This window comes from Belnapia rosea (genome assembly GCF_900101615.1).
In the GTDB taxonomy this organism is placed as follows: Bacteria; Pseudomonadota; Alphaproteobacteria; order Acetobacterales; family Acetobacteraceae; genus Belnapia; species Belnapia rosea.
Genome location: NZ_FMZX01000003.1, coordinates 126,509 through 148,109, shown reverse-complemented (window position 1 = coordinate 148,109; position 21,601 = coordinate 126,509). Strand labels below are relative to the sequence as shown.

At 72.2% G+C, this 21,601-nt stretch carries 20 protein-coding genes; 13 read left to right on the top strand and 7 right to left on the bottom strand.

The genetic code is table 11. The annotated features are described in order from the left end of the window. Window positions 1-10 precede the first annotated feature (10 nt). Window positions 11-988, top strand: a complete 978-nt coding sequence (locus BLR02_RS09580) for a pirin family protein (RefSeq protein WP_090564299.1) — start codon at window positions 11-13, stop codon at window positions 986-988. Window positions 989-1,045: 57 nt separating this feature from the next. Here the strand turns inward: BLR02_RS09580 and BLR02_RS29400 are convergent, their stop codons facing one another. Next, window positions 1,046-1,192 carry a hypothetical protein gene (locus BLR02_RS29400; protein WP_176952828.1) on the bottom strand — a complete coding sequence of 49 codons (147 nt, stop codon included), beginning with the start codon at window positions 1,190-1,192 and terminating at the stop codon, window positions 1,046-1,048. A 137-nt stretch (window positions 1,193-1,329) separates the two neighbouring features. Further along, a complete protein-coding gene (locus BLR02_RS09575) occupies window positions 1,330-2,265 on the bottom strand; it encodes a hypothetical protein (RefSeq protein ID WP_090662645.1) in 936 nt (311 codons plus the stop codon). 153 nt (window positions 2,266-2,418) lie between these two features. On the opposite strand from BLR02_RS09575, the gene metW reads away from it, so the two are divergent. Beyond that, on the top strand, window positions 2,419-3,018 hold the full coding sequence (metW, locus tag BLR02_RS09570; protein ID WP_090564578.1) for a methionine biosynthesis protein MetW: 600 nt from the start codon (window positions 2,419-2,421) through the stop codon (window positions 3,016-3,018). 10 nt (window positions 3,019-3,028) lie between these two features. Here metW and BLR02_RS30045 read toward each other — a convergent pair whose 3' ends face one another. The 3 genes from BLR02_RS30045 to BLR02_RS09560 form a co-directional block, all read right to left on the bottom strand. Continuing rightward, window positions 3,029-3,262, bottom strand: coding sequence for a hypothetical protein (locus BLR02_RS30045; RefSeq protein ID WP_090564302.1), 234 nt, complete (start codon window positions 3,260-3,262; stop codon window positions 3,029-3,031). Between the two features lie 225 nt (window positions 3,263-3,487). Further along, complete coding sequence (locus tag BLR02_RS09565; protein ID WP_090564304.1) at window positions 3,488-4,156, bottom strand: SDR family NAD(P)-dependent oxidoreductase; 669 nt, start codon at window positions 4,154-4,156, stop codon at window positions 3,488-3,490. An 11-nt stretch (window positions 4,157-4,167) separates the two neighbouring features. Continuing rightward, complete coding sequence (locus BLR02_RS09560) at window positions 4,168-5,298, bottom strand: M20 family metallopeptidase (RefSeq protein WP_090662643.1); 1,131 nt, start codon at window positions 5,296-5,298, stop codon at window positions 4,168-4,170. Between the two features lie 84 nt (window positions 5,299-5,382). On the opposite strand from BLR02_RS09560, the gene BLR02_RS09555 reads away from it, so the two are divergent. From BLR02_RS09555 to BLR02_RS09505, 11 genes are all read left to right on the top strand, one after another. Continuing rightward, window positions 5,383-6,321, top strand: a complete 939-nt coding sequence (locus BLR02_RS09555; protein WP_090662641.1) for a bifunctional riboflavin kinase/FAD synthetase — start codon at window positions 5,383-5,385, stop codon at window positions 6,319-6,321. A gap of 165 nt (window positions 6,322-6,486) precedes the next feature. Beyond that, entirely contained in the window at window positions 6,487-9,291 is a 2,805-nt protein-coding gene (ileS, locus tag BLR02_RS09550; protein WP_090662639.1) for an isoleucine--tRNA ligase, read from the top strand. Between the two features lie 14 nt (window positions 9,292-9,305). Continuing rightward, window positions 9,306-9,797: a signal peptidase II gene (gene lspA / locus BLR02_RS09545; protein ID WP_090662637.1), complete on the top strand. Its 492-nt coding sequence runs from the start codon at window positions 9,306-9,308 to the stop codon at window positions 9,795-9,797. Between the two features lie 2 nt (window positions 9,798-9,799). Next, window positions 9,800-10,396 (top strand): DUF3035 domain-containing protein, encoded by a 597-nt coding sequence (locus BLR02_RS09540; protein WP_090564310.1) that lies wholly within the window; start codon window positions 9,800-9,802, stop codon window positions 10,394-10,396. A 116-nt stretch (window positions 10,397-10,512) separates the two neighbouring features. Beyond that, window positions 10,513-11,907, top strand: a complete 1,395-nt coding sequence (locus BLR02_RS09535; RefSeq protein WP_090662635.1) for a M16 family metallopeptidase — start codon at window positions 10,513-10,515, stop codon at window positions 11,905-11,907. Then, window positions 11,904-13,163, top strand: a complete 1,260-nt coding sequence (locus BLR02_RS09530; protein WP_090662633.1) for a M16 family metallopeptidase — start codon at window positions 11,904-11,906, stop codon at window positions 13,161-13,163. Before BLR02_RS09535 ends, BLR02_RS09530 begins: the two co-directional genes overlap by 4 nt. Before the next feature lie 73 nt (window positions 13,164-13,236). Next, window positions 13,237-14,877, top strand: coding sequence for a glucose-6-phosphate isomerase (pgi, locus tag BLR02_RS09525; RefSeq protein WP_090662631.1), 1,641 nt, complete (start codon window positions 13,237-13,239; stop codon window positions 14,875-14,877). 3 nt (window positions 14,878-14,880) lie between these two features. Next, entirely contained in the window at window positions 14,881-15,630 is a 750-nt protein-coding gene (locus tag BLR02_RS09520) for a metallophosphoesterase family protein (protein WP_090662628.1), read from the top strand. Between the two features lie 103 nt (window positions 15,631-15,733). Further along, on the top strand, window positions 15,734-17,524 hold the full coding sequence (gene mutL, locus BLR02_RS09515; RefSeq protein WP_090564585.1) for a DNA mismatch repair endonuclease MutL: 1,791 nt from the start codon (window positions 15,734-15,736) through the stop codon (window positions 17,522-17,524). A gap of 59 nt (window positions 17,525-17,583) precedes the next feature. After that, the gene (locus BLR02_RS09510) at window positions 17,584-18,927 is read left to right on the top strand and encodes an NtaA/DmoA family FMN-dependent monooxygenase (RefSeq protein WP_090662627.1); all 1,344 of its coding nucleotides are present in this window, start codon (window positions 17,584-17,586) and stop codon (window positions 18,925-18,927) included. Window positions 18,928-19,139: 212 nt separating this feature from the next. Further along, window positions 19,140-20,045 (top strand): polysaccharide deacetylase family protein, encoded by a 906-nt coding sequence (locus BLR02_RS09505; protein ID WP_218127430.1) that lies wholly within the window; start codon window positions 19,140-19,142, stop codon window positions 20,043-20,045. Here the strand turns inward: BLR02_RS09505 and BLR02_RS09500 are convergent. Continuing rightward, window positions 19,933-20,718 (bottom strand): glycosyltransferase family 2 protein, encoded by a 786-nt coding sequence (locus tag BLR02_RS09500; RefSeq protein WP_090662625.1) that lies wholly within the window; start codon window positions 20,716-20,718, stop codon window positions 19,933-19,935. The genes BLR02_RS09505 and BLR02_RS09500 overlap by 113 nt on opposite strands. Continuing rightward, a complete protein-coding gene (locus BLR02_RS09495) occupies window positions 20,718-21,506 on the bottom strand; it encodes a lysophospholipid acyltransferase family protein (protein WP_090662623.1) in 789 nt (262 codons plus the stop codon). The genes BLR02_RS09500 and BLR02_RS09495 overlap by 1 nt, the downstream gene beginning before the upstream one ends. Window positions 21,507-21,601: the final 95 nt, after the last annotated feature.

The following is a 21,601-nucleotide window of genomic DNA, read 5'->3' as shown; positions in this document are numbered from 1 at the left end:
GAGACGGACCATGAGCGTCGACAAGGATCCCATGGGCGTGATGCCCGAATGCGCCGGCTCCGACTGCGTGGGCCAGGTGATCGTGCCACGCGCGCATGACATCGGCGGCTTCGAGGTGCGCCGCGCCCTGCCGGCGAAGGAGCGCCAGATGGTCGGGCCGTTCATCTTCTTCGACCAGATGGGGCCCGGCGAATTCCTCACGGGCCGGGGACTCGACGTGCGGCCACACCCGCATATCGGCCTCTCCACCGTCACCTATCTGTTCGACGGCGAGATCCAGCACCGCGACAGCCTTGGCTCCGACCAGGCGATCCGGCCCGGCGACGTCAACTGGATGACGACGGGGCGTGGCCTCGTCCATTCGGAACGCACGGACCAGCGGCTGCGCGGCCAGGCCAACCGCCTCTTCGGCATCCAGTCCTGGCTCGCCCTGCCGCGGGCGCAGGAGGAGGCGGTGCCGGATTTCGTGCATCATCCGGCCGCGACGCTGCCGGTGATCGAGGATGGCGGCGCGCGGCTGCGCCTGATCGCGGGTTATGGCTGGGGCGCCCGTTCTCCGGTGAAGACGCCATCGGACCTGTTCTATGCCGATGCAGCGCTGGCACCCGGCGCCGTGATGCCGATGCCGGACGAGCATGAGGAACGCGGCGCCTATGTGGTGGAGGGCGAGGTGGAGGTCGCGGGTGACCGCTTCGAAGCCGGCCGGATGCTGGTCTTCCGCGCGGGCGACGGGCTGGCGCTGCGGGCGGGGCCGAAGGGTGCCCGGCTGCTGCTGCTCGGCGGTGCCGTGATGGACGGGCCGCGGCATCTGTTCTGGAACTTCGTCTCCTCCTCGCGCGAGCGCATCGAGCAGGCGAAGGCGGATTGGAAGGCCGGGCGCTTCGGCACCGTGCCGGGTGACGACCAGGAGTTCATCCCGCTTCCGGAGATGCGGGTGGCGGCGGCGCCCGCGGCACAAGCCCCGTCGGCGGGCTCACCGACCAGCTGAGGCGCATACCCCGCGGCGCCGTCCGGGCGGGTGGCCCGGCGCGCCGTGGGGACTTGCTCAGGCGGCGTCCCGCGCCGCACCGGCGGGCATCAGCCCGGCCCCGTGCAGGACTCCGTCGCGCTCCATGCCGCGACGGACCGTGGCGCCCCAAAGCACCAGCGCCAGGCCGGCACCGAAGCTCAGCAGGCCAAGGACAGCGGACATCATAGGAAGTCTCCAGCGGGGCCCTCAAACCGGGATGCCCTATGCACCCTGTGGCCCCGAATGCTGAGGAAATGGGCAGCCTGCCGCTGGATTAGGAGGTCGGCCTTCGCCCGGCTGCCATGCAGCCTATGCAGTGGTCATCGGCGCAGCGTCGCATGCCAGCGCAGGAAGCCGAGCGCACCGCTGGCCATCAACCGGTGCCGCAACAGCCAGAGCTCGGCCTCGGCGACCAGCCCGGCGGCGCCCGCCCGGAGAGCAGGCGCTCCGGCCTCCCGCAGCCCGGCGATCATCCGGGACCAGCTCTCGATGATCGCAGCGGCGTGGCGCGGCGCCGTATCCTCCGCCACATGGAGCTGGAAGCCGGCGCGCTGCAGCGCGGCTTCGGCCAGCCGGCGCCGGGGCGGAACGGCGCGACCCTCCAGTGCCATCCAGCGTTCCAGCAAGGGGGCGGGGCCGGGATGCTCACCCTGCACGACCTCCAGCATGACAAGCTGCGCCCCGGGCTTCAGCGCGGCCGCCAGCGCCATGGACAGGGCGGCGGGGTCGGCGCCGTCGAGGGCCTCCAGCGCCAGGGCATGGTGGTGGTAGCCGGGCCGGAAGGCGGGACACGCCGGGTCCCAGGGCAGCACCGTGGCACGCCGGCCATAAGGGCGAAGGCGCGCCGCCATCCTCTCCCGCAGCACCGGGTCACGTTGGTGGACAGCGACCCAGGCCCCGCGCTGGGCGATCAGGCTACCCGCCGCCCCGCCAGCATCGCGGCCGAGCAGCAGCACCGTCGTCGCCGGCGAGAGGGGCAGGAGGCCCGAAAGGCGATGGATCTCGGCCATGCCGCCCGGCAGCAGGCACCCTTCCCCCCAAAGCCGGTCGGCCCAGGCAAGGCGGGACAGCGCCACGCCCTTGGCCGCGTCCTGTGTGGGCCCGCCATCCTGCGGCAGCGGGGCCAGGGCGGCCGGGCCAGCCTCCGGCGAAGGGCGGGAGACACGCTCGGCCGCGGCCAGCAGCAGGTCGGCGACGGCGTTGCGGAGCCGAGCCGGCGAAGGCAGCAGCGCAAGGGCTGCGTTCAGGCCCGGCATGGGGGGCGGATCATGGCGGCGATGCCCATCTGCAGAAGGTGCGCCAGGACAGCATGGCGGCGATGAAGGAAGCGTTGCGGTGGCCGCAGCGGCGGTCTATCGCAAGGCCCCATGCCCGATGCGCCCTTCCCGATCCGTTATGTCGCCAAGAACATGCGGCTGGACCTGCGGCTGATCGCCGAGATGATCACGCCGGGTGCGCGCGTGCTCGATATCGGCTGCGGGGATGGCGCGCTGCTGGCGCATCTCACGGCTGAAAAGGGCGCGGATGCGCGCGGCATCGAGATCGACATGGCGGAGGCGACGCGCGCCGTCGCTGCCGGGTTGGCGGTGATCCATGGCGACGCCGACCATGACCTCGCCTCCTACCCCGACGGCGCCTTCGACTATGTGGTGCTCTCGCGCACGCTGCAGGCCGTGGAGCGGCCGCGCGAGGTGCTGCGGCAGATGCTGCGCATCGGCCGGCGGGCCATCGTCAGCTTCCCCAATTTCGGCCATTGGCTGGTGCGATGGCAGGTGCTGGCGACCGGGCGGATGCCGATGACCGATACCTGGCACCGCGCCTGGTACGAGACGCCGAACATCCACCCCTGCACCATCCGCGACTTCTTCGACCTGTGCGCCCTGGAGGGCTATGTGGTCGAGCAGTGGCTGGCGGTGGATGAGCGGGGGTTGAAGGCGCCCTGGAAGCGGTCACCGCAACTGGCCAACCTGTTCGGCGAACAGGCGCTGTTCCTGCTGCGGCGGGGGTAGCGGGAAGGCCTCAGTGGAGGCGTGCGTTCCGCGGGCGAAGCGGGGCCGGCGGCTGCGGGGTGGCGGCGGCGTCGACCACCGGCTCCGGCAGGTTCGAGACGGCGAGGGCGACGTGGCGTGCGGCTTCGGTGGCACCGAGGCGCAGGCATTCTGCTTCCACGTAGGACAGCATCAGCCGTAGCGCCGATTGGTCAGGGGACTCGGGTTCTGCCTCGGCTTCGAGAGGCTTGAACGCGGCTCGCATCCTGCAGCTCCAGCTAATGTGATTGCGTAGCACACATACTATTGACCGACCCGGACAGCAACACGGAAATCGTTCTTCAGTTGCGTGTGCACGCAAAAGCACCCAGAAAAAGGTGCCTTTTCTCGCAACAGCTCGAAAGTATCCGGTATTTTTCTACCCTGAGTTAAGTGCATGCGCGGGTGCTTGTGGCAGCCTGTTCCACCGTCCCGCGATGTCCATGCCGATTCAGAATTTTTCAACCCAAGGTCGGATCTCCAGCTCCCAACTCCAGGCACTGCGCGGCTGGCGGATGAGGTGGAGGTAGCTCTCGGCAATGGCGTCCGGGTCGAGCAGGCTATCCTCCGCTGCCTCGGGCCGGCGGGCACTGCGGATGCCGCCATCGATCACCACATGCGCGACATGGATACCCTTCGGGTGGAACTCCCGCGCCGCGGACTGCGCGAGGCCGCGCAGGGCGAATTTGCCCATGGCGAAGGGCGCGCTCAACGGATAGCCCTTCACGCCGGCGCTTGCCCCGGTCAGCAGGATGGTGCCGTGCCCGGCGGCCAGCATGCGCCGTGCCGCCTCGCGGACCGCGAGGAAGGCGCCGAAGGCGCAGACCTGCAGGCTCTTCTGCACCTCCTCCGGGTCCAGCTCGGCGATCGGGCCGCGGGTGCGGTAGCTCGGGTTGTAGACCACCACCTCCGCATCGCCTTCGGTGGCGAACAGCGCCGCAACCTGGGCGGCATCGGCGGCGTCCACCGCATGGGTCGTGGCACCCGTCCCGGCGGCAAGGTCGGCGAGCTTCGCCGTGTTGCGGGCCGCGAGCGCCACGCCATAGCCCTCCCGGGCCAGCAGCCGCGCCAGGGAGGCGGACAGCCCATCCCCGGCGCCGATGATCAGTGCCTTGGGCATGGCCAGTCTCCCTAACCCAAGGTTTCCAGCAACTCGCAGAGCGTGGCGCAGCGCGGCGCCAACTCGGCCCAGCGGATATGCTCCTCGGGCGCATGCGCGCCTGCCCCGCTGCAGCCGAGGCCGTCGAGGGTGGGGATGCCCATGGCGGCGGTGAAATTGCCGTCCGACCCGCCGCCGCGATGCTGCTTCGGCAGGTCGTAGCCCTGGCGCGCGGCGATGGCGCGGGCCGCCTCGTAGAGGCCGAGATTCGCCGGGCTTTCCTCGAGCGGCGGGCGGTTGAGCCCACCCTCAATGGTGACGCGGATGCCATCCTCCTCCCCCGCGAGGGCCCGGATGGCGGCGACCACGCGCTCCGCCTCGGCGAGGCTCGGGGCGCGGAAGTCGATGCGGCAGCCCGCCTCGGGCGGGATGACGTTCGGCCGGGTGCCGCCCCAGACGGGCGCGACATTGGTGGTGACGCCGCGCCCGAGATCGGTCATCGCATGGATCTGGAGGATGATGCGCGAGAGGGCGACGACGGCGCTCCGCCCCTCGGACCAGTTGCCCCCGGCATGGGCGCTGCGGCCCTCGACCGTCAGGGTGAAGCCGCCGGTGCCCTTGCGGCCGGTGACGCAGGCGCCCTGGCTGCCGCCGGCGGGCTCCGGGATCAGCACGGCGCAGGCGCCCCGCGCGGCGGCCTCGATCGGGGCGCGGCTGGTCGGGCTGCCGACCTCCTCATCCGGCGTGAGCAGCAGGGTGATGGGGCGGCGCGTCCTGGTTCCCTGGCGGAGGATCTCCCGCACCGAGTGGAAGGCGAAGAAGCTGCCCGCCTTCATGTCGTAGATGCCGGGGCCGTGGGCGCGCTCGCCCTCGACGCGCCAGGGCATGGACCTGGCCAGCGTCCCATGGTCCCAGACCGTGTCGACATGGCCGGCGACCATCACCGGGGCGCCCTCGCCCGGGGTGCGGGCGATGAGCGTGTCACCGAAGCCGTCCCGGCCCGGCAGGCGCTCGATGGCGGCGCCGGCCCCGGCGAGATCGGCCTGGCAGCGGTCGAGCAGGCCGTTGATTGCCTTGGCGTCGGTGGTCGGCGTCTCGTGTTCCACCCAGCTCCGAAGCTCCGCGAGGAGGCGGTCGGAGCTGCCGATATCGGTCTGGGGCATGGGATGGGTCCTGTTGCGGATCCTGGTCACTGTGGCGATGGCGCGGCGCTTGTCCACCCGTCCCCGCCTCGTTAGACCCCGGGCATGACCCAGCCCCTCGTCCTCACCGATTGGCATGCCCTGCCGCCCGGGCTGCGCGGCGCGACCGTCGCGCTCGGCAATATGGACGGGGTGCACCGAGGCCACCGGGCGGTGCTGGCCGCCGCCCATGCGGCGCGGCCGGAGGCGCCGCTCGCGGTGCTGACCTTCGAGCCGCATCCGCGCGAGCATTTCCGCCCCGAGGACCCCCCCTTCCGCCTCACCCTGCTGCCCGCCAAGGCGGCGGCGCTGGGGGCGGCCGGGGCGGCGCTGGTGATGGCGCTGCCCTTCGATGCGGCGCTGGCCGGCATGCCGGCGGAACGCTTCTTCCAGGACGTGTTGCGGGAGGGGCTGGGGGCGGTGCATCTCGCCTGCGGGCAGGATTTCGCCTTCGGCCACAGGCGTGGCGGGGATGCGGGGACGCTGTCCGGCCTGGCCGAGGCGGCCGGGATCGGGCTGACGATCGTGCCGCCCGTCACGGATGCGCAGGGCCCGATCTCCTCCACCCGCATCCGCCGCGCCCTGCAGGACGGCTATCCGGAGCGCGCCACCGCCATGCTCGGCCGGCCCTGGGAGATCCGCGGCGAGGTGGTGCATGGCGACAAGCTCGGCCGGGTGCTGGGCTGGCCAACCGCCAATCTCTGGCTCGGGCGGCACCTGGAGCCGGCGCGGGGCGTCTATGCGGTGACGGCCATGCTGCCGGATGGGCGGGAGGTGAAGGGCGTCTCCAATATCGGCCGCCGCCCGACCCTCGGCGGCGACCCGGAGACGCGGCTGGAGACCTATCTCTTCGACTTCTCGGGCGATCTCTATGGCCAGGAGATCGGCGTCCGGCTGCGGCATTTCCTGCGGGCGGATGCGAAATTCGATGGGCTGGAGCAGCTGAAGGCCGCCATCGCCCAGGATGCCGAGGATGCCCGGGCGGCGCTGGCGCAGGATCCCTGACCCCGATACTTGACCCCTTGGCCCTCCGATCCCCATAAGCCCCCATGCATCGCCCGGTGGCCCATCCGCGAATTAGCCGCCCGGCCCTCGCCTGAGGGCCGGGACCGCCGCGCACCCGCCACCGCTGACCCGCCGCCGCATCGCCGGCGGCCGGAGACCGCCCCGATGAACGACACCGAAGCCCCCGCCCGCGCCACCGGGACACAAGATTACCGCGGCACCGTCTTCCTGCCGCAGACCGCCTTCCCGATGAAGGGCGACCTGCCGAAGCGGGAGCCGGACTGGCTGAAGCGCTGGGAGGGGCTCGGCCTCTGGTCCCGTCTGCGCGAAGGCTCCAAGGGCCGCCCGCCCTTCGTGCTGCATGACGGCCCGCCTTACGCGAACGGCCCGCTGCATATCGGGCACGCGCTGAACAAGATCCTGAAGGACGTGATCAACCGCGCCGCCCAGATGTCGGGCCTCGACGCGGATTACGTCCCCGGCTGGGACTGCCACGGCCTGCCGATCGAGTGGAAGGTCGAGGAGGAATACCGCGACCCCAAGGGCAAGTATCAGGGCGGCCGCAAGAAGGACGACGTGCCCGTCCTCGAATTCCGCGCCGAGTGCCGTGCCTATGCCGCGCGCTGGCTGGACGTGCAGCGGGAGGAGTTCAAGCGCCTCGGCGTCGCCGGCGACTGGGCCGGGCGGTATGCGACGATGGACTTCCCCTCCGAGGCGACGATCGTCGGCGAGATCGGCAAGTTCCTGATGAACGGCTCGCTCTATCGCGGGCTGCGCCCGGTGATGTGGAGCCCGGTCGAGAAGACCGCGCTGGCCGAGGCGGAGATCGAGTATCACGATCATGTCTCGCCGACCCTTTGGGCGCGCTTCCGCCTGGTCAAGGCAGGCGCCGGGGACCTGGCCGGCGCCAGCGTCGTCATCTGGACGACGACGCCCTGGACCATCCCCGGCAACCGCGCCGTCGCCTATGGGGCGGAGATCGACTACGCGCTGGTGCATGTCGCGGGCGTCGCCGAGGGCAGCCACCTCGTCCCCGGCGAGCGGCTGCTGGTCGCGCTGCCGCTGCTGCCGCAATTCGAGAAGGATGCGAAGCTCGGCGCCCATACGGTGGTGCGCATCCTCAAGGGCGAGGAGCTGGCCGGCGCCGTCGCCGCGCATCCGCTGCGTGGCGCGGGCTACGACTTCGACGTGCCGCTGCTGGCGGGTGACTTCGTGACCACCGAGGCGGGCACCGGCTTCGTCCACATCGCGCCGAGCCATGGCGAGGACGACTTCAACCTCGGGCGCGAGAACGGATTGCCCGTGCCGGAGACGGTGAATGACGACGGCACCTTCACCCTGCAGGCGCCGGGCTTCACCGGCCTGCATGTCTTCAAGGCGCATGATGCCGTCTATGCCGCCTGCGAGGCGGCCGGCACGCTGGTTGCCAAGGGAAAGCTGACGCACAGCTACCCGCATAGCTGGCGCTCGAAGAAGCCGGTGATCTTCCGGGCGACGCCGCAATGGTTCATCGCCATGGACGACGCGAATTGCATCCGCGAGAAGTCGCTGGCGGCGATCGACGCGACGCAATTCGTCCCCGACCAGGGGCGCAACCGCATCGGCAGCATGGTGGCGGCCCGGCCCGACTGGTGCATCAGCCGGCAGCGCGCCTGGGGCGTGCCCATCGCCGTCTTCGTCGACCGCCGCAGCGGCGAGCCGCTGCGCGACCCGGCGGTGATGGAGCGCATCGTGGAGGCCTTCCGCGTGGAGGGTGCCGATGCCTGGTACCAGCCGGGCGCCGCCGCCCGCTTCCTCGGCGAGGGGCGCGAGCCTGCGGACTACGAGCAGGTGATGGACATCGTCGATGTGTGGTTCGAGAGCGGCTCGACCCATGCCTTCGTCCTGCGCGACCGCGGCATGCCCTTCCCGGCCGATCTCTACCTCGAGGGCTCCGACCAGCATCGCGGCTGGTTCCACTCCTCGCTGCTCGAGAGCGTCGGCACCAACGGCGTCGCGCCATTCAAGGCGGTGCTGACGCATGGCTTCGTGCTCGACGAGTCGGGTCGGAAGATGTCGAAGTCGCTCGGCAACGTCACCGCCCCGCAGGAGGTGATGCAGCAATACGGCGCCGACATCCTGCGCCTCTGGGTGATGAACTCGGACACCGCCGACGACCTCCGCATCGGCAAGGAGATCCTGAAGCAGCAGGCGGAGCTGTACCGGCGGCTGCGCAACACGCTGCGCTGGCTGCTCGGCAACCTCGCCGGCTTCGAGGAGGCCGAGCGCGTCCCCCATGCCGAGCTGCCGGAGCTCGAGCGCTGGGTGCTGCATCGCCTTACCGAGCTGGACGGGAAGCTGCGCCAGGCGGCGAAGGACTACGACTGGACCGGCGTCTATCCCGAGATCCACGCCTTCTGCTCGACCGATCTTTCGGCCTTCTACTTCGATATCCGCAAGGACAGCCTTTACTGCGACGCGGCCGGCAGCCACCGCCGCCGCAGCGCGCGGACGGTGCTGGATGTGCTGCATCGCTGCCTCTGCGCCTGGCTGGCGCCGGTGCTGGTCTTCACCGCGGAGGAGGCCTGGCTCGCCCGCTTCCCCGATGAGAACGACAGCATCCACCTGCACGATTTCCCGGCGCTGCCGGGCGAGTGGCGGGATGAGGCGCTGGCCGAGCGCTGGGCGGCGCTGCGCGCCCGGCGGGCCGAGGCAACCGGGCTGCTGGAGGAGCTGCGTCGCTCCGGCGAGATCGGCTCCTCGCTCCAGGCGAGTGTGGCGATCCCGGCTGGGGCCGGCTTCGATCCCGGCTTCTGGGAGGAGATCCTGATCGTCTCCCGTGCCGGGATGGTGCCGGCCGAGTCCTTCACCGCGACCAAGGCCCCCGGCGCCAAATGCGACCGCTGCTGGCGCGTGCTGGAGGAGGTCGGCCTCTCCGCCGCCCACCCGACCCTGTGCCGCCGTTGCGAGGCCGTGGTGGACGGGCAGTGAGCGCACAGCCATTGATGCGCCTCGGCCTCGCCATGGCGGCGCTGCTCCTGGTGGCCGACCAGGCGAGCAAATGGTGGGTGCTGGAGGTGCTGGACCTTCCCACCCGGCGCAGCCTGCCGCTGATCGAGGCGGGGCCGCTCGGCCTCGACCTCACCATGGTCTGGAACCGCGGCGTCACCTTTGGGCTGCTGTCCGGCGAGGGGTCGCTGAACCATGTGATCCTCGCCATGGTCGCCGCCGCCATCGCGGTCTTCCTGCTGCGCTGGATGGCGCGGGCGGAGAACCGGGTCGTCGCCGTTGCCCTGGGTGCCGTGGTCGGCGGGGCGGTCGGCAATGTCATCGACCGCCTCCGTTTCGGGGCGGTGGTCGATTTCATCGATGCCCATGGCTGGGGCTGGCACTGGTACGTATTCAATATCGCCGATGCCGGCATCGTTTGCGGCGTTGGGGTGCTGCTCGCGGATGCCTTGTTCCGGCGGCCCCCGGCGAGTAAGGAGGCGGCATGAGGATGCGCCGCCCCGCGGGCCAGGCCATGGCCCGCACCATTTTGCTCGCCGCCGTTCCGGCGGCCCTGCTCGCCGGCTGCAGCGGCGATACCGCGCGCACCTTCGGCTTCACCCGGGATGCGCCGGACGAGTTTCAGGTCACGACCCGCGCGCCGCTCTCCATGCCGCCCGCGCTCGGTGGCCCGCTGCCCGTGCCGCGCCCCGGCGCCGACCGCCCGCAGGAGGTGTCCACCCGCCAGGCCGCGGAAGCCACGCTGGTGCCGGGCTCCGTCCTCGGCGGGCCGACCAATGCCGGGCCACGCAGCGGCGGCGAGAGCGCATTGCTGACCCAGGCCGGGCGGCCGGTCGGGGACGACATCCGCCGCCGGGTGGATGAGGAGAGCCTGAAACTCGACCAGCCGCAGCGCGGCCTGGTGGACCGGCTGATCTTCTGGCGTGGCCCGGAGCCATCCGGGACCCCGCTCGACCCGCGGCGCGAGGCGCAGCGGCTGCGGGAGAATGCCGCACTCGGCCGCGACGTGACCGATGGCGAGACGCCGATCATCCAGCGCACTCGCAGCAGCAACCCGATTACTGCCTTGTTCGAGAGCATCTTCTAGGCCGGAACGGCGCCGGGCTTGGCCGGTCCGGGGCTTGCCGCCATGATGGCCGGCCCTGCCTTTGCGGGTTGCCGGCGGTGCTGGCGTAACCCGGCCGGCATCCCCACATCGGAGGCATGCCCAGCGTGACCCGCCGTACCGCCCTCCGCTCCGCCGCCGCCCTGCCGGTGGTGGCCGCCGCCCCGCCGTCTGGCCTCGCCCAGCCGGCCGCCGCACCACCGACCGAGCAATTGGCCGAGCGTCCGCTCTTCGGCGCGACAAGCTGGACATTGCCGAACGGGCTACGCGTGGTGCTGGCCGAGAGCCGGCGCGTGCCGGTGGTCTCCCACTACCTTTTCTATGGTGCCGGCAGCGGGGAGGACCCGGCGGGCCGGTCCGGCACCGCGCATTTCCTCGAGCATATGATGTTCAAGGGCAGCCGCAACGTGGCGCCCGGTGCCCTCTCCCTCGCGGTGGCGCGGGAGGGCGGGCAGGACAATGCCTTCACCTCGCGCGACGTCACCGCCTACCACCAGACCGTCGAGGCCTCCCGCCTGCCGCTGGTCATGCGGATGGAGGCGGACCGCTTCGCCTACCCCCTGCTGCCCGAGGCGACGCTGGAGCCGGAGCGGGCGGTGATCCTGGAGGAACGCGGCCAGCGCACCGGCAGCAACCCCCGCGCCCGCTTCTGGGAGGGGTTCGAGGCGGCGATGTGGGGCCCGCAGCACTGGCGCGGCCGGCCGATCATCGGCTGGGAGGAGGAGATCCGCGCCATCACCCTGGCCGATCTCCGCGGCTTCCATGAGCAGCGCTATGCCCCGGCCAATGCCGTGCTGGTCGTCACCGGCGATGCGCGGGAAGCCGAGGTCCGTGCATTGGCCGAGGAGTTCTATGGCGTGGTGCCGGCCCGCCCGGTGACCCCGCGCAACCGCGCCGAGCCGGTGCCCGCCGCCGCCGAGCCACGCTTCATCCGCCATGACCCGGCGGTGCGGGAAGCCAGCTTCATGCGCATGGCCATGGCGCCCAGCCTGACCTGGGGCGAGACACGGCATGCCTGGCCGCTCGAGGTGCTGGCGCATCTGCTGGGCAGCGGCCCCGGCAGCCGGCTGCACAAGGCGCTGGTCGAGACCGGCCTCGCCACCGGGACCAGCGCTTCCTATGACAGCGAGACGGCGGGCGTCGGCAGCTTCAGCCTGTCCGCCACGGCCCGCCCGGGCGTGGCGCCGGAGCGGCTGGAGGCGGCGGTGGACGCCACCGTCGCCGAGCTGCTGCAGGACGGGCCGAGCGAGGCGGACTGCACCCGCTCCATCCGCCAGCTCACGGCCGGCGCCCTGCTCTCGCTCGACGGCATCGGAGCCGCGCCGCGGATGCTGGGCGGCGTGCTGGCCATCGGCCTGCCGCTGGAGACGGTGGAATTCTGGCCCCGCTATCTCCGCGCCGTCACCAGGGCGCAGGTGACGGAGGCGGCGCGGGCCGTGCTCGGGCAGCCGGTCGGCACCACAGGCTGGCTCCTGCCGGGGCAGCCGGCATGAGCGTCGAGCATGGTTTCTCCCTGCCCATCCAGGTCGTCGAGGTGGAGGGCATCACCGCCTGGCTGGTCGAGGACCAGTCGGTGCCCGTGGTCTCCGTCTCCTGGTCCTGGAGGGGCGGCGCGGCGCTCGACCCGGTTGGCCAGGAAGGCACCGCGGCGCTCGCCGCGGCCCTGCTCACCGAGGGCGCCGGCTCGCTGCGCGCGATCGATTTCGCCGACGCGCTGCGCGACCAGGCGATCAGCCTGAATTTCTCCGCCGACCGGGACAGTTTCGAGGGCGGCTTCCGTGCCCTGACCACCGCCCTGCCGGAGGCGCTGCGCCTCGCCCGCCTCGCCATGCTGGAGCCGCGGCTCGATGCCGATGCGCTGGAGCGGGTACGGGCGCGGTCCATCGCCAATGCGCGCCGGGCGCTGGAAACGCCGCGCGGCCAGGCTGTCCGCGCCTTCTGGGCGGCCGCCTTCCCCGGCCATTCAGCCGGCCGGCCGAGCGGCGGCACGGCCGAGAGCCTGGCCGGGTTGCCGGTCGAGGCCTTGCGGGCCGCACTTGGCCGGCAGATCCACCGGGGCGGGCTGCTGGTCGCGGCCAGCGGCGCCATCACGGCGGATGGGCTGCGGGCCATGCTGCCCGCGCTGTTCGGCGGCCTGCCGGCCGGCGCACCGCCGGCCGTGGCACCCCTGCCCCCATTCCGCGCCTTCGGCCAGCAGATCCTGCCCACGGTCACGCCGCAATCGGCGGTGATCTTCGGCCAGGACGGCCTGGCCTCCGCCGATCCGGATTGGGAGGCGGCGCAGGTCATGCTGCGCATTCTGGCCGGAGGCGGCTTCACCTCCCGCCTCATGCAGTCGGTGCGGGAGCAGCGCGGCCTTGCCTATGGCATCGGCGGCGGGCTCGACCTGCTGTTCCGCCATGGCGTCATCATCGGCTCGGTGGCGACCGAGAATGCGCGCGTCGCCGAGACGCTGGCGGTAACGCGGGAGGAGTGGGCCCGCATGGCAGCCGAGGGGCCGAAGGAGGAGGAGCTGGCCGATGCGGTGGCTTTCCTCACCGGCTCCATGCCGCTGCAATTCACCGACAGCCGGCGGGTGGCGGGTACGCTGCTGACATTGCGGCAGAATGACCGGCCGACCGACTGGCTCTCCGGCCGCCCGGCCCGACTGCGGGCGTTGACGCGGGAGCGGCTGGCAGCGGTCGCCCGGCGGGTGCTCCGGCCGGACGCGCTCTCGGTCGTGGTCGCGGGACAGCCGGTCGGGCTGTAAAGCGCCTGGCATTTCCGCCCCTGGCCGGATTGGGTTAAGCCGGACCCAACGACTTGGCAGGAGCGGGGGGCGCATGGCGCAGGATCTGGCAGCCGCCTGGGCGGCGGTGGTGGCATTGGCCCGGACGCCGCGCGGGGATGGCACGGCGCCCACCACCATCCGGCCCCTCTTCGCCGCCGACCCCGAGCGCTTCCGCCGGTTCTCCCACTCTGCCGACGGGCTGCTGCTCGATCTGTCCAAGACCTCCATCTCCGAGGCGGCGCGGGGGGCGCTGCTCGACCTCGCCCATTCGGCGGAGCTGCCGGCGCGGCGCGATGCCATGGCGCGCGGCGAGGCGGTCAATGTCACCGAGCGCCGCGCCGTGCTGCACATGGCGCTGCGCGGCACGGGCGGCTTCCACGCCGGCGGCGAGGATGCCTCGGCCGAGGTGGCGGCGGTGCTCGGGCGGATGCGCGATTTCACCCTGGCCGTCACCGAGGGGCGGCTGCGGGGCGCCACGGGGGAGCGCTTCACCGATGTGCTGAATATCGGCATCGGCGGCTCCGATCTCGGCCCGGCCATGGTGGCGCGGGCGTTGTGGCGGCCGGATGCGCCGCTCAGGCCTCATTATCTCGGCAATGTCGATGCCCATGCCTGGGAGGAGATCCGCCCCCGGCTCGACCCGCGGCGGACGCTGGTGCTGGTGGCGAGCAAGACCTTCACCACGCAGGAGACCATGACCAATGCCGCGCTGGTCCGCGCCTGGCTGGCCGAGGGGCTGGGCGAGGCGGCGGTCGGCGGGCATCTCGCGGCGCTGTCCACCAACCTCGGGGCAACGGCGGACTTCGGCATCGCCGAGGACCGGGTCTTCCCCTTCCGCGACTGGGTGGGCGGGCGCTTCTCCCTCTGGTCGGCGATCGGCCTCTCCCTCGCCTTGTCCCTGGGATGGGAGGCCTTCGAGCAGTTGCTCGCCGGTGCCCGGGTGATGGATGCGCATTTCCTGACGGCGCCGCTCGAGGCCAACCTGCCGGTGCTGCTGGCGCTGACCGAGGTCTGGCATGTGAACGGGCTCGGCCTCGGCACCCGTGCGGTGCTGCCCTATGACGAGCGCCTGGCCCGCCTGCCGGCGCATCTGCAGCAGCTGGAGATGGAGAGCCTCGGCAAGCGGGTGACGCTGGACGGCGCGCCGGTCGCGCATGACACCGGGCCGGTGGTCTTCGGCGAGCCGGGGACCAATGCCCAGCACAGCTTCATGCAGCTGATCCACCAGGGCACGCGGCCGGTGCCGGCCGACATCATCCTCGTCGCCCGGCCGGATCATGCGCACCCGGACAGCCACCGCAAGCTGCTGGCCAACGGCCTTGCCCAGGCCGCCGCGCTGATGCGGGGCAAGACCGAGGCGGAGGTGCGGGCCGAGATGGAGGCCGCCGGCACCGCGCCGGCGGAGATCGCCCGGCTGCTGCCGCATCGCGTCTTCCCTGGCGACCGGCCGACCGTGACGCTGCTGCTGCCGCATCTCGACGCCTTCACCCTCGGGCAGGTGGTGGCGCTCTACGAGCACAAGGTTGCCTCGCTCGGCATCCTCTGGGGCATCAATGCCTTCGACCAATGGGGGGTGGAGCTTGGCAAGCAGCTCACCGGCCCGATCCTGAAGGCGCTGGAGGGCGCCGAGCCAGCGGGGCAGGACGGCTCGACGCTCGGGCTGCTGGCGGCGCTCCGCTCGGCGCAGGGCTGAGCGATGCGGATCGCGGTCCTTGCCGATATCCACGGCAATCTCCGCGCGCTGGAGGCGGTGCTGGCGGACCTGCCGCGGCGCGGGGCCGATCTGGTCGTCAACCTCGGCGACTGCCTCTCCGGGCCCTTGCAGCCGGCCGGGGTCGCGGACCGGCTGATGGCGCTCGGCTGGCCGACCCTGCGCGGCAACCACGACCGCCAGCTGCTCGACCGGCCGGTGGAGGCGATGACCTTCTCCGATGCCTTCAGCGCCGGGCGGATCACCGCATCGCATCGGCGCTGGCTTGCCGCCTTGCCGCCGGTGCTCCAGCCGGTGGAGGGGGTGCTCGCCTGCCACGGCACGCCGGCGGATGACCTGACCTATGCGCTGGAGGTGGTGGCGGGGCCGCAGCACCTGCGCCCGGCAACGGCCCTCGAGGCCGCCGCGCGGATCGGGCCGACGCCGGGGGCCGGGCTGATCCTCTGCGGCCATTCGCATCTGGCGCGGATGGTGCGGCTGCCGGATGGGCGGCTGGTGGTGAATCCGGGCAGCGTCGGCCAGCCTGGCTACCGGGATACCGACCCGCATCCGCATGTCGTCTTCGCCGGCACGCCGCATGCGCGCTACGCGCTGGTGGAACGGGGACCGGCCGGCTGGGGCGCCGACTTCCTCGCCATTCCTTATGACTGGGACGCGGCCGCCGCCGATGCGCGGGCCGCCGGGCGGGCGGATTGGGCGCAGGCCCTGGCGACGGGGCAGCTCGACCCGCCGTGACGCCGCCCTGGCCAGCGCCCGGGCGGCACCCTATCTTCCCGGTCATGGGCTCCAAGCCATCACCGGTTCCGCAGGGCAGGAATTCCCGCCCTCGCCTGCGCTGATGCCGATCCGCCTCCTCCCCGAGACCACGGCCAACCGCATCGCCGCCGGCGAGGTGGTGGAGCGGCCGGCCGCCGTGGTGAAGGAGCTGGTGGAGAATGCCCTCGACGCGGGGGCGCGGCGCATCGCGGTCACGCTGGAAGGCGGCGGGATCGAGCGCGTCGTGGTCGAGGATGATGGCCATGGGATGGGGCCGGAGGATCTCGGCCTCGCGGTGGAGCGCCATGCCACCTCCAAGCTGCCGGAGGAGGCGATGCTCTTCCGCATCGCGACCCTTGGCTTCCGTGGCGAGGCGCTGCCCTCGATCGGCGCTGTCGCCCGCCTCTCCATCACCACCCGCCCCACGGGCGGCGACGCCCATGCGCTGACCGTCGAGGGCGGGCGCAAGGGGGCCGTGGTGCCGGCCTCCGGCGCGCCGGGTACGCGGATCGAGGTGCGGGACCTGTTCTATGCCGTCCCTGCCCGGCGGAAGTTCCTGAAGACCCCCCGCTCCGAAGCCGATCACGCGGTGGAGGCGGTGCGGCGCCTGGCCCTGGCCTGGCCCGAGGTCGGCTTCCGCGTGACCCAGGATGGGCGGGAGGTGCTGGCCCTGGCGCCTGCCGAGCGGGATGCCCGCATCGCCGACCTTCTCGGCCCGGATTTCGCCGCCGCCGCCCTGCCGGTCGCGGGCGAGGCCGCCGGGCTCTCGCTGTCCGGCCTCGCTGCCCAGCCGGCCTATACGCGGGCAACGGGGACCGAGCAGCATCTCGTGGTAAACCGCAGGCCGGTGCGGGACCAGCTTCTGCGCACCGCGCTGCGCGTCGCCTATCGCGACCTGATCGCGGCGGGACGGCATCCGGTGGCGGCGCTCTTCCTCGAACTCCCCGCCGAGGCGGTGGATGTGAATGTCCACCCGATGAAGACCGAGCTGCGCTTCCGCGACGAGGCGGGGGTGCGGGGGCTGCTGATCGGCGCGCTGCGCCGGGCGCTCTCGGCCGGTGCCGGCGTGGCGGCGCCCGCCCCGGCGCTCACCGCCTATGCCCCGCGTAGCGGCTGGTCCGGCGGCTGGCGACGGCCGGAGCCGGCGGCGCTGCCCGACCGCATCGGCCTTGCCGAGATGCAGCTCGCCCTCGGCACGCCGCCCGCGCCGCCGCAGCCGGCCCCGGCCCTGCCGCTGGGCTTCGCCCCGCCTCGCCTGCCGCCGGCGCCACCGGAGCCGGCGCCGGCCGAGCACCCACTCGGCCGCGCCCTCGCCCAGTTGATGGAGACCTACATCCTCGCCGAGGCGCCGGATGGCGCCCTGGTACTGGTCGACCAGCATGCGGCGCATGAGCGGCTGACGCATGAGGCGCTGCGTGCCCAGATCATCGAGGGTGGGGTGCGGGCCCAGCCACTGCTGCTGCCCGCCGTCATCGACCTGCCGCCGGCCGATGCGGCCCGGCTGCTTGGCTTCGCGGACGAGCTGGCACGCCTCGGCCTCGAGATCGAGGGCTTCGGGCCCGGCGCGGTGCTGGTGCGGGCCCTGCCGGCGCTGCTCGGCCCGGCCGACCCCGGCCCGCTGCTGCGCGACCTCGCCGAGGAGCTGGCGGCCTATGACGAGGCGACGGCGCTTGACCGCAAGCTCGACGCCGCCGTCGCGCGGCTCGCCTGCCACGGCTCGGTCCGCGCCGGGCGGCGGCTGACCCCGCCCGAGATGGATGCGCTGCTGCGGCAGATGGAGGCGACGCCGCGGGCCGCCACCTGCTCGCATGGCCGCCCGACCTTCCTCCGCCTCGGCGCGGCGGAGTTGGAGAAGCTGTTCGGCCGGCGCTGATCGCGTAAGCTGCGCCCCGGGGACGAAGCAGCCAGGCACCATTGCCAGGGGACACGCGCATGGCCAGGCGCCGCATGCATCTCGGCTTCGATTTCTCCTACTCGCATATGGGCGGGCGCTGGCGCATGCCGGGCTCCTGGCCCGGACGGACCTTCCCCGATATCGCCATGTTCGAGGAGATGGCCCGCATCGCGGAGCGGGGCCTGCTCGACCTGCTCTTCTCCGGCGATGGCACCGGCGTGCCGGATACCTGGCGCGGCAACCGCGACGCCGCGGTGGAATGGGGGATGAACTGGCCGCGCCAGGATATCCAGCCGATCGCCGTGGCGATGTCCCGTGTCACCCGGCATATCGGCTTCGGCCTGACCTATTCCTCCTCCTTCATGCATCCCTACTACATCGCCCGGCTGATGAACTCGCTCGACCACATCACCAGCGGGCGGATCGCGATGAACCTCGTCGCCTCCACGCGGCGCTCGGACTTCGCCAATTTCGGCCATGACGGGCTGGTGGACCATGAGGCGCGCTATGCGCGGATGGAGGAGTTCGTCGATGTCTGCAAGGCGCTCTGGGCCAGCGCCGAGCCGGATGCGATGCTGTGGGACCGTGCCACCGGCCGCGTCGGCGACCCGCGCAAGGTCCATGACGTCCATCATGAGGGGCGCTTCTTCAAGGTGGACGGGCCGCTCAACACGCCACCCTCGCCGCAGGGCAGGCCGGTGCTGATCCAGGCCGGCGGCTCGCCGCGCGGCGTGCGCGCCTCGGCCACCGTCGCCGACCATGTCTTCGGCGCCGACATGGCGCTGGAGCTGCAGGTGAAGCAGCGCCACGCCCTCGATGCGGCATTGCGGGCCAACGGGCGCGACCCGGAGACGGTCGGCATCCTCTGGCAGACGCCGATGGTGGTGGCGGAGACCGAGCGGGAGGCGCTGGCGCGGCGCGACATGCTGCTGACCGCCATCCCGGACGAGGCGGTGGGCGCCTATCTCTCCTACAATTCGGGCTACGACTTCTCGACCCTGCCGGAGCGCTTCACGCTGCGCGAGCTGCATGCCGAGATCATCGCCGGCCAGGCCTCCCCGGCTGGCTTCATCCATGAGCTGGCGGCGCAGATCGGCGCCGAGACCAGGCTGACGCGCGCCGAATTCTTCGAGCATGGGCGGCGCGAGGCGACGGCCTGCGACACCACCATCGCCGGTTCGCCAGGCCAGATCGCCGACCGGCTGGAGGAGATCTTCGAGGCGACGGGCGAGCGCGGCGGCTTCATGCTCGGCCACACCGTCTCCATGCCGCTCGACCTGATCGGCATCGCCGACCTGCTGGTGCCGGAGCTGCAGCGGCGGGGGCGGTTCCGCACGGAGTATCGCGGGCGGACGCTGGGGGAGACGCTGGCCGAGAACTGACGTGGCGGCGGAGGCCCGGCACCATGCCGCTGCCCAGGGCGGAGAAGGCAACCAGCCAGGACGCGACATCGCCTCCCGACCCGCTCGGGAGCCCAGCCCAGGGTTCGCGATGCGCGGGACGGTGCGGCCCGCCTTCACGATCGTTGCAGGACAGCGTATAATCCGTCGCCAATGCTTGAGCAGCCCAGGCATCCATGGGAGAGGTGCCGATGATGCCGCCTGCCCTCCTCGCCGCGGCGGGCCGGATGCGCGGCCTGCTCGCTTGGTCGCCGAGCCCCGTGATCCGCGCCTCGCTCGGGCTGCATGCGGGCGGCCTCGCCGCCATGGCTGCGGCGCCGGGCTGCTGGCCGGAGGCGCTGTCCCTGCTGGCCGCCAACCATGTGGCGCTCGCCGGCTGCATGCATCCGCGCTGCGGCCGGTTGGGACCGACGCTGACGCGCCTGCCCGGGGCGGAGCCAAGGGTCGCGCTGACTTTCGATGATGGACCGGACCCGGCGGTGACGCCGCGCGTGCTCGACCTGCTCGATGCGGCGGGCGCCAAGGCCAGCTTCTTCGTCATCGGCGAGCGCGCGGCGCGCCATCCCGCCCTGGTGCGCGAGATGCTGCGGCGCGGCCACAGCGTCGAGAACCACACCTATCGCCATCCGCTCGGCTTCGCCGCCTGGGGGCCGGGCGCCATGCTGCAGGAGATCGAGGCAGCGCAGGCGGCGATCGCCGATTCCTGCGGCCAGGCACCGCGCTTCTTCCGCCCGCCGGCCGGGCTGCGGAGCCCGCTGCTGGACCCGGTGCTGGCGCTCGCCGGCCTCTCCCTCGCTACCTGGACGCGGCGGGGCTATGACGCGGTCTGCCCGCGGCCGGACCGGGTGCTGGCGCGCCTCAGCCGTGGCCTCGGCCGGGGCGACGTGCTGCTGCTGCATGATGGCCGCTCGGCGCGGAGCTATGCCGGGACTTCCGTCGCGCTCGACGTGCTGCCGGGGCTGCTGGCGCGGATCGCCGGGGCCGGGCTCAGCGCCGTGGCGCTGCCGCCAGCGGAGGATGCACCGCGCGTCGCCGCCGCCACAGCAGGGCCGGCAGGCGCGGCAGCATCCCGAGCACCAGCCGCGTATGCATCCAGGTGAGCAGCAGGTTGTCCCGCGCATAGTGGAAGTGGGAGACGCCGCCCTCCTCCGCGGAGAGGTAGCGCACCGGCACCGGCAGGTTCACCGCCGGCACCCCGCGCCAGGCGAGGCGGACGGCGGCTTCCGGGTCGAAATCGAAGCGGCGCATCCAGCGATGCCGCTCCATCACCGCGACCAGCGGGCCGACCGGGTAGACGCGGAAGCCGAAGAGGCAATCGCCGATGCCACCGCCCAGCGTCTGCAGGCTGGCGAGGCCGTTGGAGATGCGCCGCCCCTGCACGCGGAGCTGCGGCGCCTCCGGCCCGAAGACCGGGCGGCCGAGGATCATCGCCTCCGGCGCGGTGCGGGAGGCTTCCATCATCGCCGCGATGCGGCTGGCCGGGTGCTGGCCATCGGCATCCATGGTCAGCGCATGGGTGAAGCCGCGCCGCGCCGCCTCGCGCAGCCCATGCAGCACCGCACCGCCCTTGCCGCCATTCCGCGGCAGGACCATGACCTCGAGGCCAGAATCGGCTGCGGCCTCGGCCAGCAGCAAGGCATCGGTGCCATCCGTGCTGCCATCGACGACGACCCAGACCGGGTCCCAGGCGGCGCGGGCCTCGCGCACCGTCTGCAGCACGCGCGGGCCGGTATTGTAGCTCGGGATCAGGACGAGCCGGGACGGGTCCGGCATCAGACGGGGCCCTGCGCTGGCAGTTCCTCGCGGAAATACTGCTCGAGCCCGGTGACGAAGGCCTGCGGATCCTGCCCCACCTCGGAACGGCGGCCGAGGCGGATGCGGTAGGTGAGCGGCAGCTGCGGCCGGCGAAAGAGCGGCCAGCCCTTCCGCAGATAGGGGCTGTCGGCCTCGATCAGCAGCGTCTGGACCGGGGCGCCGGCGGCCTTGGCCATGACGGCGAAGCTGCGGTGGAAGGCATCGACCGGGGGCTTGGCGGTGCGCGACCCCTCGGGGAAGATCAGCAACTGGGCGCCGTCGCGGATGGCCTGGGCGGCGCGGCGGATCATCGGTACCGGCGCGTCGTTGCGGATATAGGCGGCCAGCCGCACGCTGCCGCCATAGAACAGGTTGTCCCAGATCGCCGCCTTGGTGATGCAGACGACGCGCGGCAGCCGCGAGGTGAGCAGCACGGCATCCAGCATGGTCGGGTGGTTGGCGGCGATGACGAGGGACCGCTCCCGGCTCAGCCGGTCGAGCTCCGAGAAGTCGACGCGCAGCACGCCGGTCAGGCGCATGACGCCGATGAACCAGCGGAAGCCGAACATGATCATGAACTGGCCGAAGGCCTCGCCGGACCGCCGTGGCAGCAACCGGTGCAGCAGCCCCGCCGGCATGCTCCAGAAAAAGCAGCTCAGGCCGAAGAGCAGCAAGCAGAAATAGAAGGCTACCGGGTAATACAGAGCCGCAAGCCAATCATGGGTGGATAGGGAGTTCCGTCCTTGCCGCAGGCTGGTCGGCTGCATCTTCCCATATCTCCCTGTATGCTGATTATAGTGTATCGTGTTGCTTGACGTCCAGGAGCCGGCCGGACCGTGACAGGGAAGCAGGGGTTGCAGAT

Bases quoted from the DNA above. Each gene is read 5' to 3' on its own strand.
- BLR02_RS09495 (WP_090662623.1), bottom strand. From the start codon at position 21,506: ATGCAGCCGACCAGCCTGCGGCAAGGACGGAACTCCCTATCCACCCAT.
- metW (WP_090564578.1), top strand. From the start codon at position 2,419: ATGCGGCTGGACCTGCGGCTGATCGCCGAGATGATCACGCCGGGTGCG.
- BLR02_RS09510 (WP_090662627.1), top strand. From the start codon at position 17,584: ATGGCCAGGCGCCGCATGCATCTCGGCTTCGATTTCTCCTACTCGCAT.
- BLR02_RS09530 (WP_090662633.1), top strand. From the start codon at position 11,904: ATGAGCGTCGAGCATGGTTTCTCCCTGCCCATCCAGGTCGTCGAGGTG.
- ileS (WP_090662639.1), top strand. From the start codon at position 6,487: ATGAACGACACCGAAGCCCCCGCCCGCGCCACCGGGACACAAGATTAC.
- pgi (WP_090662631.1), top strand. From the start codon at position 13,237: ATGGCGCAGGATCTGGCAGCCGCCTGGGCGGCGGTGGTGGCATTGGCC.
- BLR02_RS09520 (WP_090662628.1), top strand. From the start codon at position 14,881: ATGCGGATCGCGGTCCTTGCCGATATCCACGGCAATCTCCGCGCGCTG.
- BLR02_RS09500 (WP_090662625.1), bottom strand. From the start codon at position 20,718: ATGCCGGACCCGTCCCGGCTCGTCCTGATCCCGAGCTACAATACCGGC.
- BLR02_RS09580 (WP_090564299.1), top strand. From the start codon at position 11: ATGAGCGTCGACAAGGATCCCATGGGCGTGATGCCCGAATGCGCCGGC.
- BLR02_RS09565 (WP_090564304.1), bottom strand. From the start codon at position 4,156: ATGCCCAAGGCACTGATCATCGGCGCCGGGGATGGGCTGTCCGCCTCC.
- mutL (WP_090564585.1), top strand. From the start codon at position 15,734: ATGCCGATCCGCCTCCTCCCCGAGACCACGGCCAACCGCATCGCCGCC.
- BLR02_RS30045 (WP_090564302.1), bottom strand. From the start codon at position 3,262: ATGCGAGCCGCGTTCAAGCCTCTCGAAGCCGAGGCAGAACCCGAGTCC.
- BLR02_RS09505 (WP_218127430.1), top strand. From the start codon at position 19,140: ATGCCGCCTGCCCTCCTCGCCGCGGCGGGCCGGATGCGCGGCCTGCTC.
- BLR02_RS09560 (WP_090662643.1), bottom strand. From the start codon at position 5,298: ATGCCCCAGACCGATATCGGCAGCTCCGACCGCCTCCTCGCGGAGCTT.
- lspA (WP_090662637.1), top strand. From the start codon at position 9,306: ATGCGCCTCGGCCTCGCCATGGCGGCGCTGCTCCTGGTGGCCGACCAG.
- BLR02_RS09575 (WP_090662645.1), bottom strand. From the start codon at position 2,265: ATGCCGGGCCTGAACGCAGCCCTTGCGCTGCTGCCTTCGCCGGCTCGG.
- BLR02_RS09540 (WP_090564310.1), top strand. From the start codon at position 9,800: ATGCGCCGCCCCGCGGGCCAGGCCATGGCCCGCACCATTTTGCTCGCC.
- BLR02_RS09555 (WP_090662641.1), top strand. From the start codon at position 5,383: ATGACCCAGCCCCTCGTCCTCACCGATTGGCATGCCCTGCCGCCCGGG.
- BLR02_RS09535 (WP_090662635.1), top strand. From the start codon at position 10,513: ATGCCCAGCGTGACCCGCCGTACCGCCCTCCGCTCCGCCGCCGCCCTG.
- BLR02_RS29400 (WP_176952828.1), bottom strand. From the start codon at position 1,192: ATGTCCGCTGTCCTTGGCCTGCTGAGCTTCGGTGCCGGCCTGGCGCTG.